The 26,368-nt window shown below is 33.4% G+C and carries 27 protein-coding genes; 8 read left to right on the forward strand and 19 right to left on the reverse strand.

Annotation, left to right across the window (positions count from 1 at the left end; translation table 11 throughout):
- Window positions 1–19 precede the first annotated feature (19 nt).
- The 5 genes from ACMDB5_RS11830 to ACMDB5_RS11850 all read left to right on the forward strand — a co-directional run bounded on the left by ACMDB5_RS11830 (window position 20) and on the right by ACMDB5_RS11850 (window position 4,680).
- A complete protein-coding gene (locus ACMDB5_RS11830; protein WP_413998465.1) occupies window positions 20–673 on the forward strand; it encodes a YggS family pyridoxal phosphate-dependent enzyme in 654 nt (217 codons plus the stop codon).
- 75 nt (window positions 674–748) lie between these two features.
- Entirely contained in the window at window positions 749–2,110 is a 1,362-nt protein-coding gene (locus ACMDB5_RS11835) for an exonuclease domain-containing protein (RefSeq protein ID WP_413998466.1), read from the forward strand.
- 27 nt (window positions 2,111–2,137) lie between these two features.
- Window positions 2,138–2,974: an ion transporter gene (locus ACMDB5_RS11840; RefSeq protein ID WP_413998467.1), complete on the forward strand. Its 837-nt coding sequence runs from the start codon at window positions 2,138–2,140 to the stop codon at window positions 2,972–2,974.
- A gap of 1 nt (window position 2,975) precedes the next feature.
- Window positions 2,976–3,893 (forward strand): tRNA (adenosine(37)-N6)-dimethylallyltransferase MiaA, encoded by a 918-nt coding sequence (gene miaA / locus ACMDB5_RS11845; protein WP_413998468.1) that lies wholly within the window; start codon window positions 2,976–2,978, stop codon window positions 3,891–3,893.
- 46 nt (window positions 3,894–3,939) lie between these two features.
- Window positions 3,940–4,680: an acyl-[acyl-carrier-protein] thioesterase gene (locus tag ACMDB5_RS11850; RefSeq protein WP_413998469.1), complete on the forward strand. Its 741-nt coding sequence runs from the start codon at window positions 3,940–3,942 to the stop codon at window positions 4,678–4,680.
- A 47-nt stretch (window positions 4,681–4,727) separates the two neighbouring features.
- Here ACMDB5_RS11850 and ACMDB5_RS11855 read toward each other — a convergent pair whose 3' ends face one another.
- From ACMDB5_RS11855 to ACMDB5_RS11910, 12 genes are all read right to left on the reverse strand, one after another.
- The gene (locus ACMDB5_RS11855) at window positions 4,728–5,438 is read right to left on the reverse strand and encodes a response regulator transcription factor (RefSeq protein WP_413998470.1); all 711 of its coding nucleotides are present in this window, start codon (window positions 5,436–5,438) and stop codon (window positions 4,728–4,730) included.
- Window positions 5,439–5,441: 3 nt separating this feature from the next.
- The gene (locus ACMDB5_RS11860; protein ID WP_413998471.1) at window positions 5,442–7,025 is read right to left on the reverse strand and encodes a sensor histidine kinase; all 1,584 of its coding nucleotides are present in this window, start codon (window positions 7,023–7,025) and stop codon (window positions 5,442–5,444) included.
- Window positions 7,026–7,084: 59 nt separating this feature from the next.
- Window positions 7,085–7,681, reverse strand: coding sequence for a dephospho-CoA kinase (gene coaE, locus ACMDB5_RS11865; protein ID WP_413998472.1), 597 nt, complete (start codon window positions 7,679–7,681; stop codon window positions 7,085–7,087).
- A gap of 1 nt (window position 7,682) precedes the next feature.
- On the reverse strand, window positions 7,683–8,681 hold the full coding sequence (locus tag ACMDB5_RS11870; RefSeq protein WP_413998473.1) for a glycosyltransferase: 999 nt from the start codon (window positions 8,679–8,681) through the stop codon (window positions 7,683–7,685).
- Between the two features lie 145 nt (window positions 8,682–8,826).
- Window positions 8,827–10,017: an enoyl-ACP reductase FabV gene (gene fabV / locus ACMDB5_RS11875; protein WP_413998474.1), complete on the reverse strand. Its 1,191-nt coding sequence runs from the start codon at window positions 10,015–10,017 to the stop codon at window positions 8,827–8,829.
- A 104-nt stretch (window positions 10,018–10,121) separates the two neighbouring features.
- Window positions 10,122–11,774, reverse strand: a complete 1,653-nt coding sequence (recN, locus tag ACMDB5_RS11880; protein WP_413998475.1) for a DNA repair protein RecN — start codon at window positions 11,772–11,774, stop codon at window positions 10,122–10,124.
- Between the two features lie 56 nt (window positions 11,775–11,830).
- Window positions 11,831–12,715: a DUF4835 family protein gene (locus ACMDB5_RS11885; RefSeq protein ID WP_413998476.1), complete on the reverse strand. Its 885-nt coding sequence runs from the start codon at window positions 12,713–12,715 to the stop codon at window positions 11,831–11,833.
- A complete protein-coding gene (gene coaBC / locus ACMDB5_RS11890; RefSeq protein WP_413998477.1) occupies window positions 12,708–13,919 on the reverse strand; it encodes a bifunctional phosphopantothenoylcysteine decarboxylase/phosphopantothenate--cysteine ligase CoaBC in 1,212 nt (403 codons plus the stop codon). Before coaBC ends, ACMDB5_RS11885 begins: the two co-directional genes overlap by 8 nt.
- Window positions 13,920–13,926: 7 nt before the next feature.
- The gene (locus tag ACMDB5_RS11895) at window positions 13,927–14,244 is read right to left on the reverse strand and encodes a DNA-directed RNA polymerase subunit omega (RefSeq protein ID WP_026709525.1); all 318 of its coding nucleotides are present in this window, start codon (window positions 14,242–14,244) and stop codon (window positions 13,927–13,929) included.
- A gap of 8 nt (window positions 14,245–14,252) precedes the next feature.
- Window positions 14,253–15,047, reverse strand: a complete 795-nt coding sequence (locus ACMDB5_RS11900) for an outer membrane protein assembly factor BamD (RefSeq protein WP_413998478.1) — start codon at window positions 15,045–15,047, stop codon at window positions 14,253–14,255.
- Window positions 15,048–15,183: 136 nt separating this feature from the next.
- Complete coding sequence (gene dapA / locus ACMDB5_RS11905; protein WP_413998479.1) at window positions 15,184–16,065, reverse strand: 4-hydroxy-tetrahydrodipicolinate synthase; 882 nt, start codon at window positions 16,063–16,065, stop codon at window positions 15,184–15,186.
- Window positions 16,066–16,072: 7 nt separating this feature from the next.
- Entirely contained in the window at window positions 16,073–16,591 is a 519-nt protein-coding gene (locus tag ACMDB5_RS11910; protein WP_413998480.1) for a DUF6913 domain-containing protein, read from the reverse strand.
- 47 nt (window positions 16,592–16,638) lie between these two features.
- Here ACMDB5_RS11910 and ACMDB5_RS11915 point away from each other — a divergent pair, with 47 nt between their 5' ends.
- Window positions 16,639–17,418: a 5'-nucleotidase C-terminal domain-containing protein gene (locus ACMDB5_RS11915; protein ID WP_413998481.1), complete on the forward strand. Its 780-nt coding sequence runs from the start codon at window positions 16,639–16,641 to the stop codon at window positions 17,416–17,418.
- 126 nt (window positions 17,419–17,544) lie between these two features.
- Window positions 17,545–18,456: a bifunctional metallophosphatase/5'-nucleotidase gene (locus ACMDB5_RS11920; RefSeq protein WP_413998482.1), complete on the forward strand. Its 912-nt coding sequence runs from the start codon at window positions 17,545–17,547 to the stop codon at window positions 18,454–18,456.
- On the opposite strand, the gene ACMDB5_RS11925 is transcribed toward ACMDB5_RS11920, so the two are convergent.
- From ACMDB5_RS11925 to rpsF, 6 genes are all read right to left on the reverse strand, one after another.
- Window positions 18,442–19,155, reverse strand: a complete 714-nt coding sequence (locus ACMDB5_RS11925) for a hypothetical protein (protein WP_413998483.1) — start codon at window positions 19,153–19,155, stop codon at window positions 18,442–18,444. The genes ACMDB5_RS11920 and ACMDB5_RS11925 overlap by 15 nt on opposite strands.
- A 19-nt stretch (window positions 19,156–19,174) precedes the next feature.
- Window positions 19,175–21,172, reverse strand: coding sequence for an NAD-dependent DNA ligase LigA (gene ligA / locus ACMDB5_RS11930; protein WP_413998484.1), 1,998 nt, complete (start codon window positions 21,170–21,172; stop codon window positions 19,175–19,177).
- A gap of 75 nt (window positions 21,173–21,247) precedes the next feature.
- Entirely contained in the window at window positions 21,248–21,721 is a 474-nt protein-coding gene (locus ACMDB5_RS11935; RefSeq protein ID WP_413998485.1) for a DUF6495 family protein, read from the reverse strand.
- Between the two features lie 156 nt (window positions 21,722–21,877).
- The gene (gene rplI, locus ACMDB5_RS11940) at window positions 21,878–22,315 is read right to left on the reverse strand and encodes a 50S ribosomal protein L9 (RefSeq protein WP_413998486.1); all 438 of its coding nucleotides are present in this window, start codon (window positions 22,313–22,315) and stop codon (window positions 21,878–21,880) included.
- 66 nt (window positions 22,316–22,381) lie between these two features.
- On the reverse strand, window positions 22,382–22,678 hold the full coding sequence (gene rpsR, locus ACMDB5_RS11945; RefSeq protein WP_007138295.1) for a 30S ribosomal protein S18: 297 nt from the start codon (window positions 22,676–22,678) through the stop codon (window positions 22,382–22,384).
- 5 nt (window positions 22,679–22,683) lie between these two features.
- Complete coding sequence (rpsF, locus tag ACMDB5_RS11950; RefSeq protein WP_413998487.1) at window positions 22,684–23,025, reverse strand: 30S ribosomal protein S6; 342 nt, start codon at window positions 23,023–23,025, stop codon at window positions 22,684–22,686.
- Between the two features lie 166 nt (window positions 23,026–23,191).
- On the opposite strand from rpsF, the gene ACMDB5_RS11955 reads away from it, so the two are divergent.
- Complete coding sequence (locus ACMDB5_RS11955; protein WP_413998488.1) at window positions 23,192–23,887, forward strand: LytR/AlgR family response regulator transcription factor; 696 nt, start codon at window positions 23,192–23,194, stop codon at window positions 23,885–23,887.
- A 9-nt stretch (window positions 23,888–23,896) separates the two neighbouring features.
- Here ACMDB5_RS11955 and priA read toward each other — a convergent pair whose 3' ends face one another.
- The gene (gene priA / locus ACMDB5_RS11960) at window positions 23,897–26,347 is read right to left on the reverse strand and encodes a primosomal protein N' (protein ID WP_413998489.1); all 2,451 of its coding nucleotides are present in this window, start codon (window positions 26,345–26,347) and stop codon (window positions 23,897–23,899) included.
- Window positions 26,348–26,368 lie beyond the last annotated feature (21 nt).

Raw genomic sequence — 26,368 nt, forward strand, 5'->3', positions numbered from 1 at the left:
TCTGTCTAAAAATAAAAAAATGTCAATAGCTACCAATTTACAATCTATAAAATCTTCTTTAGCTGAAAATGTAACCTTAGTGGCGGTTTCCAAAACCAAACCCATTCCTGATTTGATGGAAGCCTATGATGCTGGACAACGCATCTTTGGTGAAAACAAAATTCAGGAAATGACCGAGAAATGGGAACAAATGCCCAAAGATATCCAATGGCACATGATTGGGCATGTTCAATCCAATAAGGTCAAATTTATGGCACAATTTGTGAGCCTGATTCACGGTGTAGACAGTTTGAAATTATTGCAGGAAATCAATAAACAAGCTTTAAAAAACAACCGAATTATTGACTGTTTATTACAAATACATATTGCCGAAGAGGAAACAAAATTTGGTCTTGATGAAAAGGAATTGGCTTCCCTACTCTCTTCGAATGAATTTCAGGAAATGAAGAACATTCGAATTACAGGATTAATGGGAATGGCCACTTTTACGGATAATCAAAGCCAGATCAAAAAGGAATTTTTGCATCTAAAATCGATTTTTGATGCAATCCATAAAGATACACTGCAGAGCATTTCTACTATATCAATGGGAATGTCCGGAGATTATCAACTTGCCATCGAATGCGGAAGCACCATGGTTCGCATAGGAAGTAGTATCTTTGGAACGAGATAAAGATTTATAAATGTTGATTAACCATTGTAGATTTCAGAACGAAATACTAAAACAATAAAAAAACGGAACACTGATTTGTACGCAATATTAGACATAGAAACAACGGGAGGACAATTCAACGAAGAAGGAATTACCGAAATCGCCATTTATAAATTTGACGGTCATGAGATCGTAGATCAATTTATTAGTTTGGTCAATCCTGAAATTCCAATCCAACCCTTTGTTGTCAAATTGACCGGTATTAATAACGCCATGCTACATTCGGCTCCAAAATTCTTTGAAGTTGCCAAGCGCATCATCGAGATAACAAATGATTGCGTTTTAGTAGCGCATAATGCCGATTTTGACTATCGTATTTTAAGAACGGAGTTTAGACGTTTAGGATATGATTTCAATCTAAAAACACTTTGTACGGTTGAATTGTCTAAAAAATTATTGCCTGAACAAGCCTCACATAGTTTAGGAAAGTTAGTACGCGCTTTGGGAATTCCAATGGCCGACAGGCACCGTGCCAGTGGTGATGCAATGGCAACGGTAAAGCTATTCAAAATGCTCTTGGAAAAAGACTTGGAAAAAGAGATCGTTAAAGAACTTATTAAAACTGAAGTTCAAAAAGGAATAGCTCCAAAACTGCTCAATATCATCGAAAGCTTACCTTCAAAAATTGGGGTTTACTACATTCATAACGAACTGGGTAAAATAATTTTTATTGGAAAAAGCAAAAACATAAAAAAAAGAGTCAATCAGCATTTCACCGGAATTACCAGAAGTGCCAAAAAAATACAAGCCGAAGTCTTCACCGTAACTTACGAAGAGACTGGAAGTGAATTGATCGCTATCCTGAAGGAAATGCAGGAAATTAAAGTCAACAAACCTATTTACAACAGAATGTCACGCAAGAATAATTATTCTTGGGCTATTTATTCCGAAAAAAATAGCAACGGTTATTTGACCTTAAAACTTCAAAAAGCGGACGGTCGCAAGAAAGAGATTCTATCGTACCTTAATGCTCAAGAAGGTAAAAATTCCTTATTGCAAATCTCTTCTGATTTTAAATTATGTCAGAAACTAACTGGTTTATACGAAACCAAAACGCATTGTTTTCAGCATACCATTAACGAATGCGATGGCGCTTGTATAGGTTCCGTATCACCAACAGTATATAATTCTAGAGTGACCGAATTTATTACTAAAAATAGTTTTGATAATAAAAGTATGGTCATCGTTGACAGAGGACGTAACATAAATGAACGTAGCGCGATTTTAGTAGAAGATGGGGTATTTAAAGGCTATGCTTTTTTTGATTTAAATTATCAAGTACACAATGTCGAAATCCTAAGAAACATTATTATACCGATGGAAAACAACCGTGAAATTCGTAAAACAATTCAAGGTTATCTTAGAAAAAACAAAGGTTTTAAGATTATAAATTTCTAACTAAAATCTTAATTATTTCAACTTCTCATGCTTCAATTAAAATCAAAATACGATGTTTTTAGACAACAAATCAATGTTGTAATCCATGGTACAAGTACCAAAGCGGGTCGGTTATTTGATTTAATTCTTCTAGGACTTATTTTACTAAGTGTTTTTTTGGTAATGATGGAAACCGTTGCCGGATTTAACCAAAAATACCATTACTATCTAGTGCTTCTAGAGTGGATTATCACCGGATTATTTACCATTGAATACATTCTAAGAATCATTTCAATCAACAAACCCTTCAAATACATATTTAGTTTTTATGGTATTGTAGATTTGCTGGCCATTGTTCCAATGTATTTGTCTTTTTTCTTGGTAGGAACCAGTATCCTATCGGTTATTCGTTCTTTGAGATTGTTACGATTATTTAAAATATTAAACCATCCACAGTTTAATGGCCATTACTTACAATTAAAACAAGCTATTTACGCCAGTAAAGGAAAAATCATAGTTTTCATTTATTTTGTCCTTATCAGTACGATAATTATTGGTTCAATAATGTATGTTGTAGAGGGCAAACAAAGCGGTTTCACCAGCATCCCGATTGGTATTTATTGGGCAATTGTAACCTTGACCACTGTTGGCTACGGAGATATTTCACCTATAACACCATTGGGACAATTTATTGCCTCTCTTGTAATGATTTTGGGATATGGAATCATTGCTGTTCCTACAGGAATTGTTACTGCCGAAATAGCCAAAAGAGCAAATTTTAAGGCTTCAAATCCTAAATATCCATGTAGTGAATGTGGTTCCGATGATTACCCAGACAATGCTAATTTTTGTCCTAATTGCGGCCATTCACTTGAAAAAAAATAAAATGAAATACCTAATAACCATAATTGGACCAACAGCAATAGGGAAAACATCTCTAAGTATTTTGTTGGCGAATCAATATAATTGCGAAATTATTTCTTGTGATAGCAGACAATTTTTCAAGGAAATGACCATTGGTACTGCGGTTCCAAGCACAAAAGAATTAGCAGCAGTTCCTCACCATTTTATCCAAAACAAATCCATTTTTGAAAATTATACCGTTGGTGATTTCGAGAAAGAAGCTATTTCTAAAATTGAACAATTGCTCTTAACAAACGATTATGTTGTACTTGTTGGTGGCTCCGGATTGTATGTAAATGCTATTTTAAAAGGATTTGATGAATTTCCAGAAATTGAAGCTTCGGTTCGTCAAAATGTAAATACCAATTATGAAAAACTCGGAATTACCTATTTACAAGAACAACTAAAAACACTTGATCCTGATTATTTTGAGAAAATAACTACCGAAAATCCGCAAACTTTGCAAAATCCACAGCGTATGATGCGATTCGTAGAAGTTTGCATTGGCACCGGTAAACCTTATTCTTCTTTCTTAAACCAGAAAAAGAATGAACGTAGTTTTACCCCTATTCTTATTGGCCTTGAAGCCGAAAGAAATGTCATGTACAATCGAATCAACCAACGTGTGGATATTATGCTAAATGAAGGCTTACTCAAAGAAGCTAAAAATTTATATCCAAATAAAGAACTAAATGCACTACAAACTGTAGGCTATAGAGAACTATTCTCTTATTTTGATAAAGAATTCTCTCTGGAATTTGCCATCGAAGAAATCAAGAAAAATACCAGACGTTTTGCAAAGCGCCAACTTACTTGGTTCAAACGCGATGAAAGCACAAAATGGTTTCATTTTGAAACTCCTTATCAAAAAATCATTGAGTATATTAATTCGAAAAAATAGTTTCAAATATTAAATCGTTTATCATAATTCTAAAATAAAAATCTCCATGCCAATAGCTTCAAATTTCACATCAGTTCTAAGCAAAGATTGGGAAATTAATTTCACCCAATGTATGTCTAATGGCTACTTGAAATATACCGATTTATGCAATATTTTGCAATTAACCGCAGCCGCACATTCAGAATTAGGAGGAATTAGCTTTACGGATATGCAGGAATTCGATCAGGCTTGGGTTTTGAGCAGAATGCGTGTAGAAATTACAGAATTGCCGCAATGGAGAGATGTTGTAACGGTTAAAACCTGGATTAATAGTTTAGAAAATTCCCGCTCGGTGCGTGCTTTGGAAATGTACATCAACGGGAAAAAGATTGTGGGTTCCGAAACTTTTTGGGCAGTTTTTAACACCGAAAAACGCCGCCCAGAAGCATTGGCTTTACCTTATCAACATTTTGAATTATATCCGGATAATAGAGCTACAAAAGAAGGATTTTCTAAAATAAGCATCAATACCGAGAAAGAAGTTATTTTTGAAAAAACAGTTTATTTATCAGACTTAGATATTGTAAACCATGTCAATAATGTCAAATACCTGGAATGGTGTATTGATCACGTGGATCCAGAATTAATTTTGGCTCAAAAACTAAGCAGTTTTGAAATGAATTTCATGAAAGAACTTTCATTGCAAGATAAAGTTATCATCCATGAAAATTTTGCCGAAGAATCGGCTGTTTTCAGCATTACCAAAGAGGACAAAAGCTGTTTTGCTTTGCAGCTCAACTGGAAATAGACTAAAAGTAAAAAGGCTTCGAGAAATCGAAGCCTTTTCTATTTTTCTTATGCTTTGTTTTTAACAACAAGTCTGAATCCTTCCCCATGAATGTTAAGTATTTCAACATCTTCATCCAGTTTAAGGTACTTTCTAAGTTTAGCGATGTAAACATCCATACTTCTTGAAGTAAAATAGTTATCGTCTCTCCATATTTTCGTCAACGCTAATTCCCTTGGCATTAAATCATTTTCATGAAGGATTAACATTTTCAATAATTCATTCTCTTTTGGAGACAATTTAATTGGCTCTTGTCCATTAAAAGATAGGAATCTCAATTTTGAATTAAGATGGAATTTTCCAATATTAAATTCGTGTTGAACTTGTTCCGTCTTCGCATCCGAAGATTTTCTTTGAATAATAGCCTTTATTTTCATCAGCAAAACTTCTGAATCAAAAGGTTTGTTCAAATAATCATCAGCTCCTGCTTTATAACCTTTTAAGACATCCTCTTTCATCGATTTTGCAGTTAAAAAGATAATAGGCACTTCGCTGTTTTTTTCTCTTATTTCTTTGGCTAATGTATATCCGTCTTTATAAGGCATCATCACATCCAAAATACATAAATCGTATGAATCTTTTTTGAATTTTTCAAAACCTTCCATACCGTTTTTGGCTAGAGTGACATCAAAATCATTTAACATTAAATAATCTTTTAGTACAGCTCCAAAATTCAGATCATCTTCAACTAAAAGTATTTTTTTATTTACATTTTCCATATTCTAATTTATTAGTGGCATTTTTATTATAAAGGTACTTCCTTTTCCTTTTTCACTTTCTACATATACTTGACCATTATGATCCTCTACAATTCTCTTCACATAGGATAAACCTAACCCATGTCCTTTTACATTATGTAGATCTCCGGTGTGCTCTCTATAGAATTTCTCAAAAACTCTTTTTTGAGCCACTTTACTCATTCCTAATCCTTGGTCTTTCACCTTAATAAGAATCATGTCTTTTATATTCTCGGTGTAAACATCTATTTCCGGAACATCAGGCGAATATTTAATGGCATTCTCCAAAATATTTACAATAACGTTTGTAAAATGCACTTCATTTATCAATACCGTTGTTCTAGTAGCATTAAAATGAGTTGTAATTTTACCCTGTCTGTCTTCTAAAATTAAATTCACATGCTCGATAGCATCATTGACAATTTCTTCAACATCGCTTGATTCCTTTTCAATATCAAGCTCTTTTTTCTCTAATTTAGAAATCCTTAAAACATTTTCAACCTGTGAATGCATTCGTTTATTTTCATCCCGAATCATCTGCAGGTATTTTAAAACCTTTTCTTTATCGTCAATTATTTTCGGGTTCTTTATTGCATCTAAAGCCAAATTAATTGTAGCAATAGGTGTTTTAAACTCATGCGTCATATTGTTAATGAAGTCATTTTTAATTTCAGAAATATGACGTTGACGAATCAATTGACTCAATGCACTTGAATAAGCAACGATAATAATTAACGTGAAAATGATTGAAAGAACGGTTATACTTACCAACTGCGACAATAAAAACTTTTTCTTATGCGGAAACGTTACTAATAACTGGTATTTACTGTGTCCCTCATTATCTGTAAAAATCGGAATCGAATAGGTCGACTCTTTATCATAGAGAAAATCTTTCGATTTAATTTTTGTTGCTAAACCATTGCTGTAAACTCCAAATTCAAACTTGGTTTTTACGCCGTATTCCTCCAACTCGTTTTTTAATAACTTTTGCAAGACTTCATTTGAAACCCTTTCCTCTAGAGGTGTTGCCGCCGCAACATCTTTGTATGAAATTTCGATCTGAACTTTATCTAAAATATCTAAATTTCCAGATTTTTCTATTGTGAGATCCGGTAACAAACTCTGCTGTAAACCTGATTTATCAATCACATTATTATTATAAACTTCAGTTACTCGCTTAGAACTAAAATTTTTAAATCTTTCATTGCTAAATTTCTTATTAAACAACGAAGATGTAATATTATAATCCTCAGCAATTATACTGTTTGAATATACAATGGTCTTATTTGTTTTAGTATTTCTTTGAACATAATAAAACTCTAATAAATCCTCTTTTTTAGGATCTTTACCAGTGCTGTCTTTGAGTTTATTGTACCTATCATAAAACGTATAATCTTCTCTTTTTTGAAGTTTATCGGCTACATTCCCTATAACCTGTTTTACGTGAAACTTAAATTGTTCGTCATTATTTTTAAACGAAGAATCAAACCAATATACCTGAACAAGTATTATACCTATCAAAGATAGGCTCATCAATAAAACAAGTAATCTAAAAAAAAATCTATTCATCAGAACAAAATTAACATTTTAACAGTATGAATGATAATGCATTAACCAAAGATTAACATTTAAGCCTCGTTTTGCCTAATATTCAAAATTTTAAGGATTTTTTTAATTTCTTTATAACAATTTTCGAAATCTACGTTTTCAATGACAAAATCACTTTTTGAAATCCGTTGTTCGTCAGTCCATTGCGCATTCATTCTTTTTAGAACTTGTTCACGAGATGTATTATCTCTTTTGATAACTCTCTCAATCCGCAAATCCACTGGTGCCGTAACGGTTATTATCTTATCAAAATCTTTATAACTCCCGCTTTCAAATAAAATAGCAGCTTCATAAATTACAATCGGAAATTCATTATGCTCCAAAAGCCATTGTTTAAAATGTCTTTTTACAGCAGGATGAACAATAGCATTGAGTTGATTTAACTTATCCGAATTGTTAAATACCATTTCGGCGAGTTTTTCTCTTTTTAACATATTCTCTTCAAAAAGATCAGCCCCAAATGCTTCTTTGATGGCGCTGACTATTTCATCGGATTGCATCAGTTTTTTGGCCTCATCGTCAGCAATATATACAGGAATCCCTAAGGATTGAAAATAATTTGCAATTGTGGTTTTCCCACTTCCAATCCCCCCTGTTAAACCTATAATTTTTGTCATACTAAATTTTGAAAAATAATTCTGGGAAAGCGATTTGAGGTTTTTGCTTCAAAATAATGATTTTGATAAATGATTCCATAAAACCGATTCCATATCCAAAAAATTGCTTCCAAACTGCAATTACAGACAGATAACCAATTTTAACACTCTTGTTCTGATAAGATGACACCAAAAACAGTACCAAAAAATAGATTAAATACAATTTTAGTAAGAAATCAACAGTAAAAATTAGTAATACTACCGCTAAAGCAAATCCTAAGATAAAAAATGAAGGAAAAAAGAAAGTAAGTTTATTGTATTTTGGATACCAACTATTAAGTATGGGTCTCGCTTTTCCAAATTTATTTACCTGAATAGAAAATTTATCCCAATCAATCCTTCTTTTATGATAGACAAATGCCTTGGAGAAAAGTTTAGTTTCAAAACCTAAATTCCATAATCTTATTGACAAATCCGGATCTTCACCGGGATGGATATTTCCAAAACCATTAGATGCTTCAAAAGCTTTTCTGGAAATTCCCATATTAAAACTTCTGGGTTGAAATTTATCAATTTTCTCCGAACCACCGCGAATTCCGCCGGTAGTAAGAAAAGAAGTCATCGCAAAATTGATTGCTTTTTGAATATCCGAAAAACTATCCAGAGCCTTATCGGGACCACCAAAACAGTCTACATAATTCTCTTTCAGAGCCTTATCTACTTCCGTCAAATATTGGGTAGGGATTATACAATCCGAATCAAAAATGATAAAATAATCTCCTTTTGCCTTTTTCATTCCATAATTTCTGGAATCTCCTGGGCCTGAATTTTCTTTATAATAATAAGAAATAGCTAATTTACTCTCATATTTATGTACAATGTCCTCACATTTTAATGAAGAACCATCCTCTACAATTACGATTTCAAAATTTTCCTTATAATCTGATTCTGACAGACTTTCTAAAAGTTCATCCACTTCATCTGGACGGTTGTAAACTGGGATAATCAAAGAAAAAAACATATTCTTGAATGAGGTATTAATTATACGATTAAGGACGAAATTTTAACAAAGATAAACTTTAATCCATAAAAAAACCACCAATAATTAATTGGTGGTTTTACTATTATATGATTTTTATTCAGTACTAATTAACTGATTTTATCATTTAAGCAATACTAGAAACATTTACCATTTCATTAGCATCCGCTTTGTAATCTACTCCTTCGAAATCAAATCCAAAAAGGTTGTAAAAATCTTTTCTATAGCCTTCTAAATCTCCTATTTCTGCTAAATTTTCGGTAACCGCTTGATCCCATAATTTAGCTACTTTTTCTTGTACGTCTGGGCGCATTTCCAAATCGTCTATGCGAATTCTACCTTTTTCGTCTGTAGGAACATCTGAACCAGTATACAATCTTTCTTGGTATAAACGTTGAATTTGCTCAATACAACCTTCATGAATCCCTTCTTCTTTCATTATTTTATACAATAAAGAAATATACAATGGAATAACAGGAATAGCCGAACTTGCTTGTGTTACTAATGCTTTATTTACAGAAACATAAGCTTTACCATTAATTCCGGCTAAGCTGTCAGTGATGGTAAAAGCAGTAGCTTCTAAATGATCTTTTGCACGACCGATAGTTCCTTTTCTATAAACTGCCTCAGTTAATGATGGCCCAATATAAGAATAAGCAACAGTTGTAGCTCCAGGAGCTAATAAATTCTCTGCTTTCAAAGCATCAATCCACATAGACCAATCTTCACCTCCCATTACAGCAATGGTGTTTTCAATATCATCACCGCTACAAGGCTCAATTGAAACATCAGAAACTTTTCCTGAATGAAAATCGACTGTTTTATTTGTAAAAGTACTTCCAATAGGTTTCAATACTGAACGATGCAAAACTCCAGTAACCGGATTCAAACGCACAGGAGAAGCCAAACTATAGATTACCAAATCTACTTGACCTAAGTCATTTTTTATAAGATCTAATGTTTGTTGCTTCACTTCGTTTGAAAAAGCATCTCCATTGATACTCTTTGCATACAATCCTGCTTTATGAGCTTCATTTTCAAAAGCAGCAGAGTTGTACCATCCTGGCGAAGCCGTTTTACCTTCCAAAGGTGGTTTTTCAAAAAACACACCAATAGTTGCTGCATCAGAACCAAAAGCACTTGTTATTCTGGAGGCCAAACCAAATCCAGTTGAGGCTCCAATTACTAATACCTTTTTAGCACCTTCAATAGCGCCTTTGGATTTTATATATTCAATTTGATTTTTAACATTTTGTTCGCATCCTTTTGGGTGAGATGTCAAACAAATAAATCCTCTCATTCTAGGTTCTATGATCATAATCTAAAAATATTTTATATTTTTTTTAATGTAAAAAAGTAAAAAAACTATTGTTTTTATAAAGTAAAATCTATCAATTTAGTTGACAAATATAGGTCATTTTTTTAGTTCAACAAGGCTTTTGCATGATTTAAGGCCGAATCAGAAACGATAGTTCCCGACAACATTTGGGCAATCTCAACAACTCGTTCTTCCTCCGATAACAGTTTTAACTCCGATTGAGTATCCTCGCCAACAGTAGACTTAAAGACTTTAAAATGAGCATCTCCTTTAGCTGCGATTTGAGGTAAATGGGTGATGGCAAAAATTTGCATTTTCTGACTCATCTCTTTCATGATTTCACCCATTTTAATCGCAATTTCACCCGAAACTCCAGTGTCAATTTCATCAAAAATCAAGGTTGGTAATTTTGAATATTGTGCTAATATTGCCTTAACTGCCAGCATAATTCTGGACATTTCTCCACCGGAAGCCACTTTTTTCAGCAAACCAAAATCAGTTCCTTTATTAGCAGAAAACAAAAATTGCAATTCATCTTTTCCGTTTACAAAATAAGTTGAAGTCGCACTAACTTCTATATTAAAACGAACATTAGGCATTCCTAAAGTTTCTAAAATAGCTATCAATTTTTGAGACAATACCGGAATCGAATCCAATCGTTTTTCATGAATTGTATCCGCTAAACTATCTAATTGTTCTGATTTTTGTTGGATGGAATTAGTCAATTCTGAAATTTCACTTTCTAAATTACCCAATTCAAAAACCGAACTTTCCAGATTAGCTTGAATTTCCAATAATTCTTCAACAGAAGAAACCTGATGCTTCTTTTGTAAATTGAAAATCAGCTGCAATTTCTGGCTAATCAGATCCAATTGCTCCGGATCATTAACCAGCTTTTCTGAAAATCGATTTAATTCGTCGGCTATATCTTCAAATTCAATTACTAAACTCGTTAGTCTTTCTAATTGAGAATGGTATTCGGTTGAAAAAGGAGCTATTTTTTGCAAAGAAACCTTAATCTCTTTCAAATTATGCGAAACACCTATTTGTTCTTCATTGGCGATAGCCAAAGATTTATCAATTGCTTCTTTTATAATCTCAACATTGTTCAACTTTTCAAAATCGGCTTCAAGAATTTCTTGCTCCCCTGATTTCAATTGTGCTTCAATCAGTTCATTCAAAATAAAAGTATTGTATTCCTGCTCTTTGGCTGAATCACTTTGTCTTTTAATCAAAGAATTGAATTTGGATTTATCCGATTTATAGCTCTTTAAAACAGATTGATAAATCGCTTTATCTTCTTGCACATTGGCAATGGCATCTATAATTTCAAATTGGACATTTTCGTCCGAAAGTTCCTGTGTTTGCTGTTGCGAATGAATATCAATCAGGAAAAGCCCTAATTCTTGAAGTTCCTGAAGATTTACGGGACTATCATTAATAAAAGCCCTTGATTTCCCAGAGGGAAGAATTTCGCGTCTAATGATGGTATCATCTTCATAATCCAAATCATTAGCCTCAAAAAAAGGCACTAAATTATACTTAGAAATTTCAAAATGCGCCTCGATGATGCATTTTTCTTCTTTATTTTTCAAAGAAGTTAAGTCGGCTCTTTTTCCTAAAACCAATCCTAAAGCTCCTAATATAATTGATTTACCAGCACCCGTTTCTCCAGTAATAATTGAAAATCCTTTTGAAAAATCTATGCTCAATTTTTCTATTAAAGCATAATTCTTTATCGATAGAGTGGTTATCATTTATTGTATATTTTGTTGTGAAGATTTAAATTTATTGTAAAAAATAGCGAATAAATTTAATATTTAATCAATTCCCATTTACTTGAATTCAAAGGAGAGGTTTTATTCAAACTATCAATTAAATCAGATACAGTTATACTTGGTCCACCTGAAAATACAGAAAGAATTTCATCTGATTTAGCATCTAAAAATACGCGAGTCAAAAACGCATTCGGCTTAGAAGCATTTAATTTACCCAAATTTAATAAAGAAGATTTAATTTTTTCTTTTGCTACTTTCAAATCCTTAGACATGGCATCTAAACCCGAATGGTATTCGAATGTAGCTTTGCGTATTGTTGAAAATGTTGGAGACAACATATCATTGATAAGAAAATAACGATTTTGATTCCCATCAATTTGGCTCCATCCTTTGTTACCGCTTTGTTGGGCTATATTTGCAATATTCTGTGCTATTTCAAAATTACCATCACCCGATTCAAGCGAGAAAGTATCTTCGTCCATTCCTAAAATTATATAGCTATAGAAAGAAATCACCGAAACAAGATTAGATTCAAAAACAGTAGGATTAAAAATCAAATTCTCAAACTCAGTATATCTGAAATTGAAATCTTTATCGTTAAAGTTTAATACTGGCGTAGAATAAGAAGAATTATAAATAGGTCTTGAAGATTGCACCTGAATTGAAGCCGAAAATTGATCCGAACTATTCGATAAAATAGTGATATACATCGAACAATTTATCTTTTCATTCTGAGCATAATTTTGATTGGTCCAATTTGTCTTATTTACAAATTCATTCAACGATGTTTCCAAGGTTTTAAAAACTTGTTGGTTGGCATTACTTAATTTTTGAGAATTTACCGTTACTGTACAATTTAGCTGCTGGGCTTGCGTAAGTCCAAATGCAAATAGCAAAAAAAAAGTAATTATCTTATTCATTAAAATGCGCTATAACTTTATTTAATATATCATCTGCCACGGCTTCTTTCGATTTCAATTCCTTCGGCTCGATATTGAAGTCCTTATCGATAAAGGTAACCTTATTCGTTGGTTTTCCAAAACCGGCTCCCGGATCTTGCAAAGAATTTAAAACTATCAAATCTAAGTTTTTTTTCTGAATTTTAGCCTTTGCATTTTCAATTTCATTTTCTGTCTCTAAAGCAAACCCAATCAAAAACTGTTTTTTCTTCTTAACTCCCAAAGAAACTAAGATATCTTTTGTTTTTTCGAGCTCTATGACAAAATCGTCCGCCGCTTTTTTAATTTTTTGGGCAGCTACATTCTTTGGTCTATAATCCGCAACTGCAGCTGCAGCGATAGCTACATCAACTTCGCCAAAATATTGATTACAAGCCTCAAACATTTCCTGAGCCGAAACCACATTAATGACTTCGATCAAAGAATGACTTATTTTTAAACTTGTGGGACCTGCTACCAAAATTACCGAAGCACCCAAATTAGCAGCGCTCATGGCAATATCAAAACCCATCTTACCCGAAGAATGATTTCCTATAAAACGCACAGGATCTATCGCTTCGTATGTGGGACCGGCAGTAATTAATATTTTTTTTCCTTTTAAAGGCAATCGGCTTTCTAAATCAGCTTCTAAAAAAGCAATTATGTTTTCGGGTTCAGCCATTCTTCCTTCGCCGGAAAGACCACTAGCCAGTTCTCCGCTTTCAGCCGGAATTATGGTATTCCCAAATTCCTGCAAAGCCTTAAAACTAGCAATCGTAGAAGGATGCTTGTACATATCTAAATCCATTGCCGGAGCAAAATAAACAGGACATTTTGCCGATAAATAAGTCGCTATAAGAAGATTGTCACAGCTACCATTTGCCATTTTAGACAAGGTATTTGCTGTTGCGGGCGCGACAATCATCATGTCTGCCCAAAGCCCTAATTCTACATGATTATTCCATTGCTCATTCTCCTCGTCCTGATTAAAAAAGGTAGAATGCACGGGATTTTTAGATAGGGTTGATAATGTAAGTGGGGTTACAAAATCCTTAGAAGCAGGTGTCATTATCACTTGGACATGCGCACCTGCTTTTATGAAAAGTCGTACTAATGAAGCTGTTTTATAGGCGGCAATTCCACCAGAAATCCCCAGCAAAATTTTCTTACCGCTTAAAACTGACATTGTAGGATTATTTGTTTGAATCTCTATGATAGATTTTACCATCTAACCATTCTTGAACTGCTAATGCATGTGGTTTTGGCAATTTTTCATAGAATTTTGAAACTTCAATTTGTTCTTTGTTTTCAAAAACTTCTTCAAGACTGTCATTATATGTAGCAAATTCTTCCAGTTTTTCAGTCAATTCTTTTTTGATTTCAGAGTTGATTTGGTTTGCTCTTTTAGCCATAATGGTTATTGCTTCATATACATTACCAGTAGGCTCTTCAATAACTGTTTTATTGTAAGTTATTGTATTTACCGGAGCATTCGTCTTTTTTAAATCCATGACTTTATTTATTTAGTAAAATTTTGTAAATCTTTTTCAACACGAACTAACATTTCGTTCGCTTTCTCTTTGTATTTTGTATTGGCATCAAATTTCATCAAATTCGAATAGGCTGTTTTAGCAACATTCAATCGTTCTTCCATTTTAGAAGGAATACTATTGATTGCTAATAAATAAGCAGAATCAAATCTATAAAACAACGCATCTTCTTTGAATGCTGTCCCTGGATAATCTGCTATAAAAATATCTAACGACACCAATGCAGATTTATAATCTGAAATCGTATGATAGCCTTTCGCATTTTCAAAAACCTTTTTTTCGATTTTTACTGACAAACCTTTTACCAATTCATTAGCTTCAGCTAAATACTGCGAATTAGGATAGCTATCAATAAAAGATTGTAATTTGTCAATTGCCTTAAAAGTATCTGCCTGATCTAAGCTATAAACCGGAGAAAGCATTGAATAACTTTTTGCGCCTAAATAAGCTGCTTCTTCTACTTTTTCACTTTTAGGATAACCCGAAACAAAACTCTCAAACTGATAACCCGCTAAATAATATTGCTTTGTCTTATAATAAGATTGTGCAAACATATAAAATAACTTTTCTGCTTGTGGCTTCCCTCTATATGCGGGAGCGATTTGCTCAAAAAGTCGAATTGCCTTAGAATACTTCCCTGCTTCATATAATGAAGATCCCATCTCAAATTTTACGGCAACATCTTCATTTTTCAATGCTTTTTGATATTCGCCACAAGAGATAAAAAGAACCAAAACAAGCAATAGAGATATAATTTTTTTCATATTTATTTATTTATTTGACCTATGGGTTACTCACAACCCACAAAAAATCATACCGAAGTTTCGGTGGCAAATTTAGTTATTAATTTAGCTACTACAAAATATTTCTTTGGTTAAAAAAAGACGGGCACTTTGAAGCCTATTTACTGATATTTTCAACAAATTGATTGATTCTTTTAGACAATGACTCATCTACGCTAACCAAAGGCAAACGTAGAGTATTTCCTGCAATTCCAAGTGATTGAAACACTTCTTTAATTCCAGCTGGATTACCTTGCTCAAAAATCATATCAATAGAATCAGCCAATAAATATTGTGATTTGAACGCCTCATCTACTTTTCTATTCAACCCTAATCGAATCATTTCTGAAAATTCCACTGGAAATCCTTGACCAATTACCGAAATAACCCCAGCACCACCAGCCAAAACCATTGGTAAGGCAATCATATCATCGCCAGAGATTACCAGAAAATCTTTAGGCTTATCTTTTAATATTTGCATTGCTTGTACTATATCACCAGCAGCTTCTTTGATTGCAACAACATTCTCAAAATCATTAGCCAAACGCAAAACCGTTTTTGGCAACATATTGCTAGACGTTCTTCCCGGAACATTGTATAAAATTACTGGAATTGGCGAAGCTTCGGAAACAGCTTTGAAATGTTGGTAAATTCCCTCTTGTGTAGGTTTATTATAATATGGAGAAACCGAAAGAATCGCAACAAAATGAGATAAATCTCTAGTTTTAAGCTCCTCTACAACCTTAAGAGTATTATTCCCTCCTACTCCAAGCACCAATGGCAATCTTCCATTATTAACCTCAATAACCGTTTTGATTACCAATTCTTTTTCGTCTTGAGACAAAGTAGCATTCTCAGCTGTTGTACCAAGAACTACAAGATATTCAATTCCACCATTGATGGAATGATTTATAATTCTTTCTAATGCTTCGGTATCTATTGAAAAATCTTTTTTAAATGGAGTCACTAGAGCAACGCCGGTACCTATTAATGATTGCATGTTTATATTAATTTTGTTTGATTTTTTTTAAATATTTGAACAATTCATGAGTAAAAACTTTATACTTTTTAGCATCAGCATTAACAATCAAATGATTCAATCTTTTATCTATTGATGAGAAACCTGCCTTGAATTTAGCATTAGAACGATGGGTAATCAGCATTAAAATTGGCTTCTCTACCTCATAATAACTAATCAATAAATCAAATTCCTCGTTGATAAAATCATTTACCACAACATTATTGATTTCTGCGTTCCAAGTCAAATCTTTAGAACTAAAAACAGCCTGCGTATCGCTTTCCTTCTTACTTAAACTGTCCTTGTAAATAATAATTTTTATATTTTCTTCTAAAATTCCATTAGCTGTTATCTCTTTTATCAAAGCTTTTTCTTCCAAAAAAGAACTTTCATCTATAAGTAAGCCCACGGTTTTTATGGCTCCAGTAAGCCCCGTACTTTTTACATCATAAAAAATATTTTTCAACTTTCTTTTTAAGAAAAAACCTTTTATATAACTCAAAAACATACTAATTTTACCGATTTACAAAATTAATTAATAAAGTCTCATTATAAATGGTAAATCTAAAAAAGTATAACGGGTTTTTCAAACTTTTTGTTATATTCTTAACACTTTTTTTTGCTCTTTCCTGCAGCAAACAAACTCTTCAAGTTACTAGGATTGAAGGAAAAATGGTTCCCATCACTCAAACCAATAATCAATCCTCTGAAATTGAAAACTTTATCAAACCTTACCGAGAACACATCAACAAGGATCTAAACAGTATATTGGCATATTGTCCGGAAACATTAGATAAAAGTACCGGAAAATGGCAAACTAAAATTGGTAATCTACTTTCTGACATTACTTTGAGTCAAGGAAATCGCGTATTTAAAAGTAGAGAAAAAAAAGACATCGATATTTGTTTGCTCAATAATGGAGGAATTCGTTCCGTTCTACCAAAAGGAAATGTTACCGCCAGAACGGCTTTTGAAATTATGCCTTTTGAAAATAGTCTCGTTGTTATTGCTTTAAAAGGCGAGCAAATCAAAGAACTAGTCAACTACTTCATCGCCGATAAAAAACCGCATCCTTTATCCGGAATGTCATTTACGATTGACAAAAACAATATTGCCAAAAACATACTCGTACAAGGAAAAGCACTTGACCTTGAGAAAATTTATTATGTTGCCACGAATGATTATTTAGCAAGCGGAGGCGACAATATGACTTTCTTCGCCAAAGGAGTTCAAAAATTTGACTTAAATTATAAGCTCCGCGATATCATGATTGACTATTTCAAAGAAGTTGATACTATTCCGGTACCAAATGATGTCCGAATTACAATAGAATAGTTTTTAAAAAAAACACAGTTTAAAACTTTAATATTATAGCCCCGATAGCAGTGAAAATCCTTTTTATTTTTTTTTAAAATAAAAAGATTGTAACGAATAGCGGGAAATAGCTCCAAAAAAACAGCAATGAAAAGAAGAGATTTTATAGAAAAAACAGCCGCCGGAACCGCTTTTGTAGGTCTAGGATTGTCTATGAGTAGTTTTAAATCTTCGGAAATAAAACAACTTACAATTTTGCATACTAATGACGTTCACAGTTATATTGATCCTTTTCCTGCAGATCACCCTAGGAATCCGAACATGGGCGGAGTTGTCAGAAGAGCCGAATTGATAGAAGCTATCCGAAAAGAAAACCCAAATGTATTGCTTCTTGATGCCGGCGATATCTTTCAGGGAACTCCTTATTTTAACTATTATGGCGGCGAGTTAGAGTTTAAATTAATGAGCATGATGCGTTATGATGCCGCAACGATAGGAAACCACGATTTTGACAACGGTCTCCAAGGATTGTATTCGCAGTTGCCACATGCTAAGTTCGAATTCATTTCGTCAAATTATGATTTCAAGAATACGATTATGGATGGCTTTGTAAAGCCTTATAAGATTTTCAACAAGAACGGCATCAAAATAGGCGTTTTTGGATTGGGAGTAGAACTGAACGGCTTAGTTGACAAAAAAATGTACGAGGAAACAATATACAATGACCCAGTGGAAATTTCTCAAGATATGGTTCGTATTTTGAAGAAAGAAGAAAAGTGCGATTTGGTGATTTGTCTGTCTCACATTGGTTACAAATATAAAAACGAACCCGATAAGATTTGCGATTTGAAATTGGCCGCACTAACCAAGGATATTGATATGATTATTGGTGGGCACACTCACACTTTTCTAGACAAACCAACAATAGTTAAAAACCTTGACGGTAAAGAAGTTTTAGTAAATCAGGTTGGTTGTTATGGAATTAACCTTGGCCGAATTGATGTGTTTTTTGATTCAAACAAAAACAAGACACACGAAGGAAGATCAATCGTTGTGTGATAAAACGACATTAGCATTTGCATTTTCGGCATCAACAACGAAGCGGTAAAAAGCATAATAAACACTTGCATTTAATACCATCGCCAATGGCCTAAAGGCTATTGGCGCTAAATTTGACAAATAATATTTCTCAATAAAAACAATAAAATACTGGGTAACTGATAATAATCCAAAAATCAAAAACCAAGAACTCATTTTGCTATAATTTAAAATATACTCCGACAAGGCAAGTCCTCCTATAAGTGAAATTAGGACATTTTGAATTAGTAAGATCCAATAACTCTTCATCTGTATTTCATTCGAAATAGACAATAGATACGAAAAAACGAATAGAAAAGGCACTATAGCAATAAATAAAGGAATAAAGTCTTTGAGTTTTATTATCCGAATTACATAAGAAATCAACAATAGTCGATGAATCAAAAAGACAACTAAACCAACAAATAATAAGTTTTCGCTACTTGAAATAAAAAGAAGATTAGTAATCAACGATAAAGAAAGTACGACAAAAAATATACTATCTTTTCTCTTAGAAGCATTCCAATAAAGAGCCATAATCCCGATAGACAATAAGGGCTTAAAAATAAAGATTAATAATTTATTTGAAAATAACTCTGCGGTTGCCTCAATGACCATAATAATTAAGAACATTACGGTCAGACATTTCCCAAAATCTACTTCTCTCTTAAATCCCAACATATTTACTGGTTTTATAGTGTTACGCTAACAACTTCATAAATTCAATTTCAGAAATGATTGGAATATTAAGTTTAGCCGCTTTTTCTAATTTTGCGGGTCCCATATTATCTCCTGCAACTACATAATTTGTTTTGGCAGAAATAGAACTCCCCACCTTTCCGCCGTTATCTTCAATGGCTTTCTTTAAATCATCTCTTGAAAATTTTTCGAAAACACCTGAAACTACAAAAACTTTCCCGCTAAGTTTATCCGTTGCATTGGGATTTACTTTTTCAACAATTTCAAATTGAATCCCATAACTTTTCAGTCTATCTATGATAATTCTATTTTCTTCATTGTCAAAAAATTCAATTACGCTTTGAGCAATTCGGTCTCCGATTTCATCAACCAAAATCAAATCCATCAATGTTGCCCGACTCAATGCCTCAATGGTCACATAGTGTTTCGCTAGTTTTTTAGCTACCGTTTCCCCAACAAATCGAATTCCCAACGCATACAAAACACGCTCAAAAGGAATGCTTTTCGAGTTTTCAACACCTTTAACCAAGTTTTCTGCCGATTTTTGAGCCATTCTCTCCAAAGGAAGAATTTGCTCTACGGTCAACTCGTACAAATCGGCATAATTTTGAACCAAACCATTATTAAACAACAAGGTCACTGTTTCGCCGCCCAATCCTTCAATATCCATTGCTTTTCTGGAAATATAATGCTGAATTCTACCAATAATCTGCGGAGGACAACCATAAAAATTAGGACAATAATGATTGGCTTCTCCTTCATTACGAACCAATAAAGTCTGACATTCCGGGCAATGCGTAATATATTTTGTAGGCTCTGAATTCTCAGGACGTTTCGATAAATCTACGGCAATAATTTTAGGGATAATTTCTCCTCCTTTTTCCACAAAAACAGTATCATCAACACGTATATCCAGTTTTTCAATTTGATCCGCATTATGCAAAGAAGCCCGTTTTACAATAGTTCCTGCCAATTGTACCGGCTCTAAATTTGCCACTGGCGTTATTGCTCCGGTCCTTCCCACTTGGTAAGAAATCGAATTTAACTTTGTAGATACTTGTTCAGATTTGAATTTATAAGCAATAGCCCAACGTGGCGATTTGGCTGTATATCCTAATTCATCCTGATATTGAAAGTTATTTACTTTCACCACCACTCCATCCGTTTCGTAAGGTAAATTATGCCTGTGCTTGTCCCAATAATCAATATACTCAAAAACTCCTTCTAAATTATGAGCTAATTTTGCTTCTTTCGGGACTTTAAAACCCCATTTTCTAGCCGTTTCCAGACCATCAAACTGAGAATTAAACGGTAATTTATTTCCAATTAAAAAGTACAAAAGGCAATCTAGCGGTCTTTTGGCAACTTCAGCACTATCCTGAAGTTTTAAACTTCCCGAAGCCGTATTTCTAGGATTTGAATAAGGTGTTTCACCAATTTCAATTAACTCCTGATTCATTTTTTCGAAACCGGCAAAAGGCAAAATAATTTCGCCACGGACATCAAATTTATCCGGAAAATCTCCTTTAAGCTTTAGCGGAATTGATTTTATAGTTTTTACATTGTTCGTTACATCATCTCCCTGAAAACCATCACCACGAGTAACGGCACGTTTGAGCTCCCCATTCTCATAAGTAATACTAATTGATGCGCCATCATATTTTAGCTCGCAGGTATATTCTAATGAAACGTCGCCTAAAACTTTCTGGACGCGTTTTTCCCACTCTTCTAAGTCTTCTTTAGAATACGAATTATCCAGTGAATACATTCGATATTCATGAGGAACGGTTTTAAAACTTTTGGTAATCGTTCCACCCACACGCTGAGTTGGTGAGTTTGCATCAAAAAATTCGGGGTGTTTATTTTCTAAATCTTGAAGTTCTTTCAATTTTATATCAAACTCATAATCTGATATAATAGGATGATCCAAAACGTAATAATTGTGATTATGAAGATTGAGTTCTTCTCTTAGTGTTTGGATTGTTTTTTTAATATCCATAAAAATAAAATTGGCTACTTTAGTATTTGAAAATCGTGTACTAAAATAACCAATTTAAAAGAAATAACATCCAAATTAAGATTCAATAATTGAATTTATTTGTTTGTATAGTTGTCCGTCACTCAAAAAAGCGCCTTGTTGTATCAATGCAAAAATAGAGCTGTTACGTTCTTCGGTAAACATTTTTTTACCTGTTTTCATTTCGATTGTTTCCGTAAACATATTATCGCTAAGCCATTGCAATCCGTCTTTGGTCAAAAAATCAACCTCCGGAACCAAGGATTTAAGAACTATAGAGTTAACATGAGTATCAAAGCTTTGAAACAGAAAAATATGGTTTTTTGAAAAATGTTCCAAATATTCCGCACGTGTAAGAACTCCTTCCCAAATTAAATCCGAAAAAACATCCAGTTCTTGCTCTGCAACCTCCGGTTTTTCTGTCTTAATCTTATCCCATTCTGCTTTATCAATGGCTTGGGTTGCCAAAAAATTACTGAACTCTTGATTTAATTCTTCAAATTGTTCTTTTGTTAATCTAGTATATTTCATATTCATTTACTATTTTGAAATTCAGTCCAAAATTTTTAAAATCTCCAATAATTCCAAACCCAATATTCCTTATTAAATTTAGATTTTCTACATAAAAAAAGGCTGTCTTTTTGAGACAGCCTTTTCTATTACTAAAAATTTGCGAACAAATTATTATTATTCAGCAATGATCTCGTAAGGTAAATCAATTATTACATCTCTGTGTAATCTTACAGTAGCAGAATATTTTCCTGTACGTTTAACGATTCCAGAAGTAATGAATTTTCTTTCGATTACTTGACCACCTTTTGCTAAAGCGTCAGCGATATCAATATTCGTGATTGAACCGAATAATTTTTCACCACCTGCTTTTGCAGAAATTTTGATCTCGATAGCTTTTAAAGCTTCTGCCAATGCTTTTGCATCTGCAACAACTTTAGCTTCTTTGTGCGCTCTTTGTTTTAGATTCTCAGCCAATACTTTCTTTGCAGAAGCAGTTGCTAATTGAGCAAATCCTTGTGGGATTAAGTAATTACGACCGTATCCGTTTTTTACAGTTACTACATCGTCTTTAAATCCTAAATTTTGAACGTCTTGTTTTAAAATCAATTCCATGTTGTTGTCCTTTATTTAATAAGTTAGGTTTCATATTTCAGAAAACCAACAAATGTTAATTTTTAATTATTTTAATAAATCCGCCACGTATGGCATCAAAGCTAAGTGACGTGCACGCTTAACAGCTACAGACACTTTTCTTTGGTATTTTAATGAAGTACCTGTTAAACGACGAGGAAGAATTTTTCCTTGCTCGTTAACAAATTTCAATAAGAAATCAGCATCTTTATAATCGATGTATTTGATTCCAGATTTTTTGAAACGACAGTACTTTTTAGTTTTGTTAGTTTCTATGTTCAAAGGAGTAAGATATCTGATATCTCCGTCTTTTTTTCCTGAAGCAGATTGTTGTAATGTTGCCATGATAATTAAGCTTTTTGAGATTTAAGTTTTGCTCTTCTTCTTTCAGCCCAAGAGATAGCATGTTTGTCAAGACTTACAGTTAAGAAACGCATAACTCTTTCGTCACGTCTAAATTCAGTTTCAAAAGCAATTAAAACTTCTCCTGATACGTTGAATTCAAACAAATGGTAAAAACCACTTTTTTTGTTTTGGATTTCGTAAGCCATCTTTTTAAGACCCCAGTCTTCTTTAGATACCATTTGTGCTCCTCTACTAGTAAGAAAATCTTCAAATTTGCTTACTGTTTCCTTTACCTGAACATCAGATAAAACGGGATTTAAAATGAAAACAGTTTCATAATGATTCATAAATATGTATTTATTTGTTATTTTGGCTGCAAAAGTAATCAATTATTCTGAATAAGCAAGCACAATCTCGCTTTATTCGTTGTACAACAAAAAAAACCGACTAAAATTAGTTTTTTTTTAAATTCCGACTTATATTTACTTCACCAAAACCTTAAATGTAATAATTATGAAACTAAATTGTGTAGTTGTAGATGACAGTTCCATTCAAAGGATGATCATTGCAAAGTTAGTTAATAATCACCCAAATTTACATCTAATTGGTGATTTTTCTAATGCCATTGAAGCTAAAAGTTGTATGTCTATACATACCGTTGATTTAATCTTTTTAGACATTGAAATGCCGGTTATTAGTGGTTTTGATTTTTTGGATGGTTTAAAAATTAAGCCTCAGATTATTTTTGTTACCTCAAAGGCCGAATATGCTCTGAAAGCTTTTGATTATGATGCCACTGATTATCTTCAAAAACCAATCGCCTTAGATCGATTCAATGCTTCGGTTAGAAGAGCAGTTGATCAATATCTATACAAAAACGACAACCGAGAAGAAGAAGGTGATCATATTTTTATCAAAAGCAACTTAAAAAAACTGAAAATATTCACTTCAAAAATAAAATGGATTGAAGCTTTTGGAGATTATGTAAGAGTGGTTACCGAAGACGACAGTAATCTGGTTCTTTCGACGATGAAATCATTTGAAAACGATCTGTCAAAAAAGAAATTTGTGAGAGTTCATAAATCTTACATAATAAACATCGACAAAGTAGAACGCTTCAATAGTAAATTTGCCGAAATAGGTATTACAAAAATTCCATTGAGCAGAAACAAAAAAGAAGATCTGGTAAAAGCACTTTCCTATGGGTAAAACAACTATTTAATAAAAATCGACATTTATAACAACCTTAATAGCTCTGTACTGAGCAACAGCATCAAAACTATTCAACATTTTCTGGATGGTTTTTTTTGTGCCTGCCACCGAAGAATTTTGTGGGATTTTAATCAGTATCGTTCTAATGTACTCATTCCTGATTCTATTGATAGCCGGTTCTTCCGGTCCCAATACCGGTATATTTAAATTCTGGCTCATTACCTGATACAACCAGGCAGCACCTTCTTTTAATTTTTCAAAATCGCGGTGTTTTAGCGTTACTTTTATTATTCTGAAATAAGGAGGGTATTTATAGATTTGTCTGTCGTACAACTGCTCCGTATACATCCCTAAATAATCGTTATTGGTAACTTGCTGAATCGTATTGTGATTGGGATTATAGGTTTGAATAATTACTTTTCCACGTTTTTCTGAGCGTCCGGACCGACCGGAAACCTGCGTCATCATTTGAAAACTTCTTTCAAAAGCCCTAAAATCGGGATGAAACAGCATATTATCGGCATTCATAATCCCTACTAAACTCACATTATCAAAATCAAGCCCTTTCGCTAGCATTTGGGTTCCTACTAAAATATCGACTTCCTTATTTTTAAAGCTATCAATTATTTTTTCAAAACCAAATTTGCCACGTGTGGTGTCCTGGTCCATTCTCCCTATTTTATGAGCCGGAAAAAGAGTTAATAGTTCTTGCTGAATTTGCTCAGTTCCGAAACCTTTAGTTATTAAATCAACGCTCGAACAGCTGTGGCAATGTGTGGGTTTTGCAATTGAATAACCGCAATAATGACAACGCAATTGACTTTTATGTTTGTGATACGTTAAACTCACGTCGCATTGCTGGCATTGCGGCACATGCCCACAAGTCATACATTCCAATAAAGGCGAATATCCTCTTCTGTTTTGAAACAAAATTACCTGTTCTCCCAATGACAAAGCGGTGCCAATTCCATCGATTAAAGTATCGCTAAAATGACCTGTCATTTTTTTTCGGAAATACTTGTCTTTTAAATCTACTAATTCGATATCTGGCATCATTACATTTCCATATCGCTTGCTGATTTCTACAAGTCCGTATTTCTCCGTTTTAGCATTAAAAAAAGTTTCAATACTTGGCGTTGCCGATCCCAACAAAACTTTAGCTTTATAAAAATTAGCCAACACTATTGCCGCATCGCGAGCATGATAACGCGGCGCAGGATCAACTTGCTTAAATGTCTGTTCGTGTTCTTCATCGACAATCAAGAATCCCAAATCAGAAAACGGCAAAAAGAGAGCCGATCGCGCACCTATCACAATTTGCGCCTTTTCGGAATTTTGCAAAACTTGATTCCAAACTTCTATTCGTTCATTATTATTGTATTTCGAATGAAAAACAGCCACTTTGTTTCCAAAATAAGCACTTAATCTTCCCACTAATTGAGTCGTTAATGCGATTTCGGGCAACAAATACAAGACTTGTTTCCCAGTAGCGAGATATTCTTCTATCAGTTTTATATAAATCTCTGTTTTCCCACTCGAAGTTACCCCATGCAAAAGACAAACCTCTTTTTGAGTAAAACTATTTTTAATTTGCTCAAAAGCATTTTGTTGGGCTTCACTCAATTGCAATTGCCTTTCTCTTGCTTTTCCTGAAAAATCAACTCGGTCTTGCTGTAAAAAATAATCTTCGAATATTTCTTTTTCAATCAATACTTTTACAATCGCAGATGATGAATTAGCAGCTTCGACCAATTTTTTTACCGTGATCGGCTTCTTATCAGTGGCGCTTAACTGAAAATAAGAAATCACAATTTCTTTTTGCTTATTGGCACTTTTAAGCGTTTCCAGTAACTCCCCCAACGCCTGATTGGATTCATATTTAGCATGCAAACGAACGTATCGAACCAATTTAGGTTTATAACTTTCTAACATTTCTTCCTGCAACATCAATATATTTTTATCGATGAGCTTTTGAATAACCGGAAAAATATTTTTTTTGTTTAAAATAGAAATAATCTCTTGCACTTTGAGCGAAGACTGGAGTTGCAATGCCTGATAAATCAAATATTCATCATCTGAAAGCAGACTTTCATCAACAAAAACATCAGGCTTTTGAGAAATCAAGGTTTCATTCTCCAGCAATAATGCACTTGGCATCGCGCCACGATACACATCGCCAATGGCACACATATAATAAGACGCAATCCATTGCCAGTGGCTAATTTGGATTTCGGTTACTATTGGTCTTTCATCCAGAATTTGATGAATTTCCCTGGCTTCATATAAGGTAGGCTTGTTTTGATGTACTTCTATTACTAATGCGGTATAGATTTTACTTTTCCCAAAAGGAACAGCCAGACGCATTCCTTTTTTGATATAATGGTATTCCGCTTCAGAAATACTATAAGTAAATGTTTTAGCAAGAGAAAGAGGTAAAATTACTTCGACAAAATGCATTCTAGATGGCAGATTTTAGAT

Source organism: Flavobacterium sp. W1B (assembly GCF_047344965.1).
Taxonomy (GTDB): Bacteria; Bacteroidota; Bacteroidia; order Flavobacteriales; family Flavobacteriaceae; genus Flavobacterium.

Coding starts and splice junctions, on each gene's coding strand:
- ACMDB5_RS11955 (WP_413998488.1), top strand. CDS start 23,192: ATGAAACTAAATTGTGTAGTTGTAGATGACAGTTCCATTCAAAGGATG.
- fabV (WP_413998474.1), bottom strand. CDS start 10,017: ATGATCATAGAACCTAGAATGAGAGGATTTATTTGTTTGACATCTCAC.
- ACMDB5_RS11910 (WP_413998480.1), bottom strand. CDS start 16,591: ATGTTTTTGAGTTATATAAAAGGTTTTTTCTTAAAAAGAAAGTTGAAA.
- ACMDB5_RS11895 (WP_026709525.1), bottom strand. CDS start 14,244: ATGGATTTAAAAAAGACGAATGCTCCGGTAAATACAATAACTTACAAT.
- rpsR (WP_007138295.1), bottom strand. CDS start 22,678: ATGGCAACATTACAACAATCTGCTTCAGGAAAAAAAGACGGAGATATC.
- ACMDB5_RS11935 (WP_413998485.1), bottom strand. CDS start 21,721: ATGAAATATACTAGATTAACAAAAGAACAATTTGAAGAATTAAATCAA.
- ACMDB5_RS11920 (WP_413998482.1), top strand. CDS start 17,545: ATGAAAAGAAGAGATTTTATAGAAAAAACAGCCGCCGGAACCGCTTTT.
- ACMDB5_RS11885 (WP_413998476.1), bottom strand. CDS start 12,715: ATGAATAAGATAATTACTTTTTTTTTGCTATTTGCATTTGGACTTACG.
- ACMDB5_RS11850 (WP_413998469.1), top strand. CDS start 3,940: ATGCCAATAGCTTCAAATTTCACATCAGTTCTAAGCAAAGATTGGGAA.
- ACMDB5_RS11855 (WP_413998470.1), bottom strand. CDS start 5,438: ATGGAAAATGTAAATAAAAAAATACTTTTAGTTGAAGATGATCTGAAT.
- ACMDB5_RS11830 (WP_413998465.1), top strand. CDS start 20: ATGTCAATAGCTACCAATTTACAATCTATAAAATCTTCTTTAGCTGAA.
- ACMDB5_RS11925 (WP_413998483.1), bottom strand. CDS start 19,155: ATGTTGGGATTTAAGAGAGAAGTAGATTTTGGGAAATGTCTGACCGTA.
- ACMDB5_RS11840 (WP_413998467.1), top strand. CDS start 2,138: ATGCTTCAATTAAAATCAAAATACGATGTTTTTAGACAACAAATCAAT.
- ACMDB5_RS11900 (WP_413998478.1), bottom strand. CDS start 15,047: ATGAAAAAAATTATATCTCTATTGCTTGTTTTGGTTCTTTTTATCTCT.
- ACMDB5_RS11915 (WP_413998481.1), top strand. CDS start 16,639: ATGGTAAATCTAAAAAAGTATAACGGGTTTTTCAAACTTTTTGTTATA.
- coaBC (WP_413998477.1), bottom strand. CDS start 13,919: ATGTCAGTTTTAAGCGGTAAGAAAATTTTGCTGGGGATTTCTGGTGGA.
- coaE (WP_413998472.1), bottom strand. CDS start 7,681: ATGACAAAAATTATAGGTTTAACAGGGGGGATTGGAAGTGGGAAAACC.
- recN (WP_413998475.1), bottom strand. CDS start 11,774: ATGATAACCACTCTATCGATAAAGAATTATGCTTTAATAGAAAAATTG.
- rpsF (WP_413998487.1), bottom strand. CDS start 23,025: ATGAATCATTATGAAACTGTTTTCATTTTAAATCCCGTTTTATCTGAT.
- priA (WP_413998489.1), bottom strand. CDS start 26,347: ATGCATTTTGTCGAAGTAATTTTACCTCTTTCTCTTGCTAAAACATTT.
- ACMDB5_RS11860 (WP_413998471.1), bottom strand. CDS start 7,025: ATGAATAGATTTTTTTTTAGATTACTTGTTTTATTGATGAGCCTATCT.
- ACMDB5_RS11870 (WP_413998473.1), bottom strand. CDS start 8,681: ATGTTTTTTTCTTTGATTATCCCAGTTTACAACCGTCCAGATGAAGTG.
- miaA (WP_413998468.1), top strand. CDS start 2,976: ATGAAATACCTAATAACCATAATTGGACCAACAGCAATAGGGAAAACA.
- rplI (WP_413998486.1), bottom strand. CDS start 22,315: ATGGAATTGATTTTAAAACAAGACGTTCAAAATTTAGGATTTAAAGAC.
- dapA (WP_413998479.1), bottom strand. CDS start 16,065: ATGCAATCATTAATAGGTACCGGCGTTGCTCTAGTGACTCCATTTAAA.
- ligA (WP_413998484.1), bottom strand. CDS start 21,172: ATGGATATTAAAAAAACAATCCAAACACTAAGAGAAGAACTCAATCTT.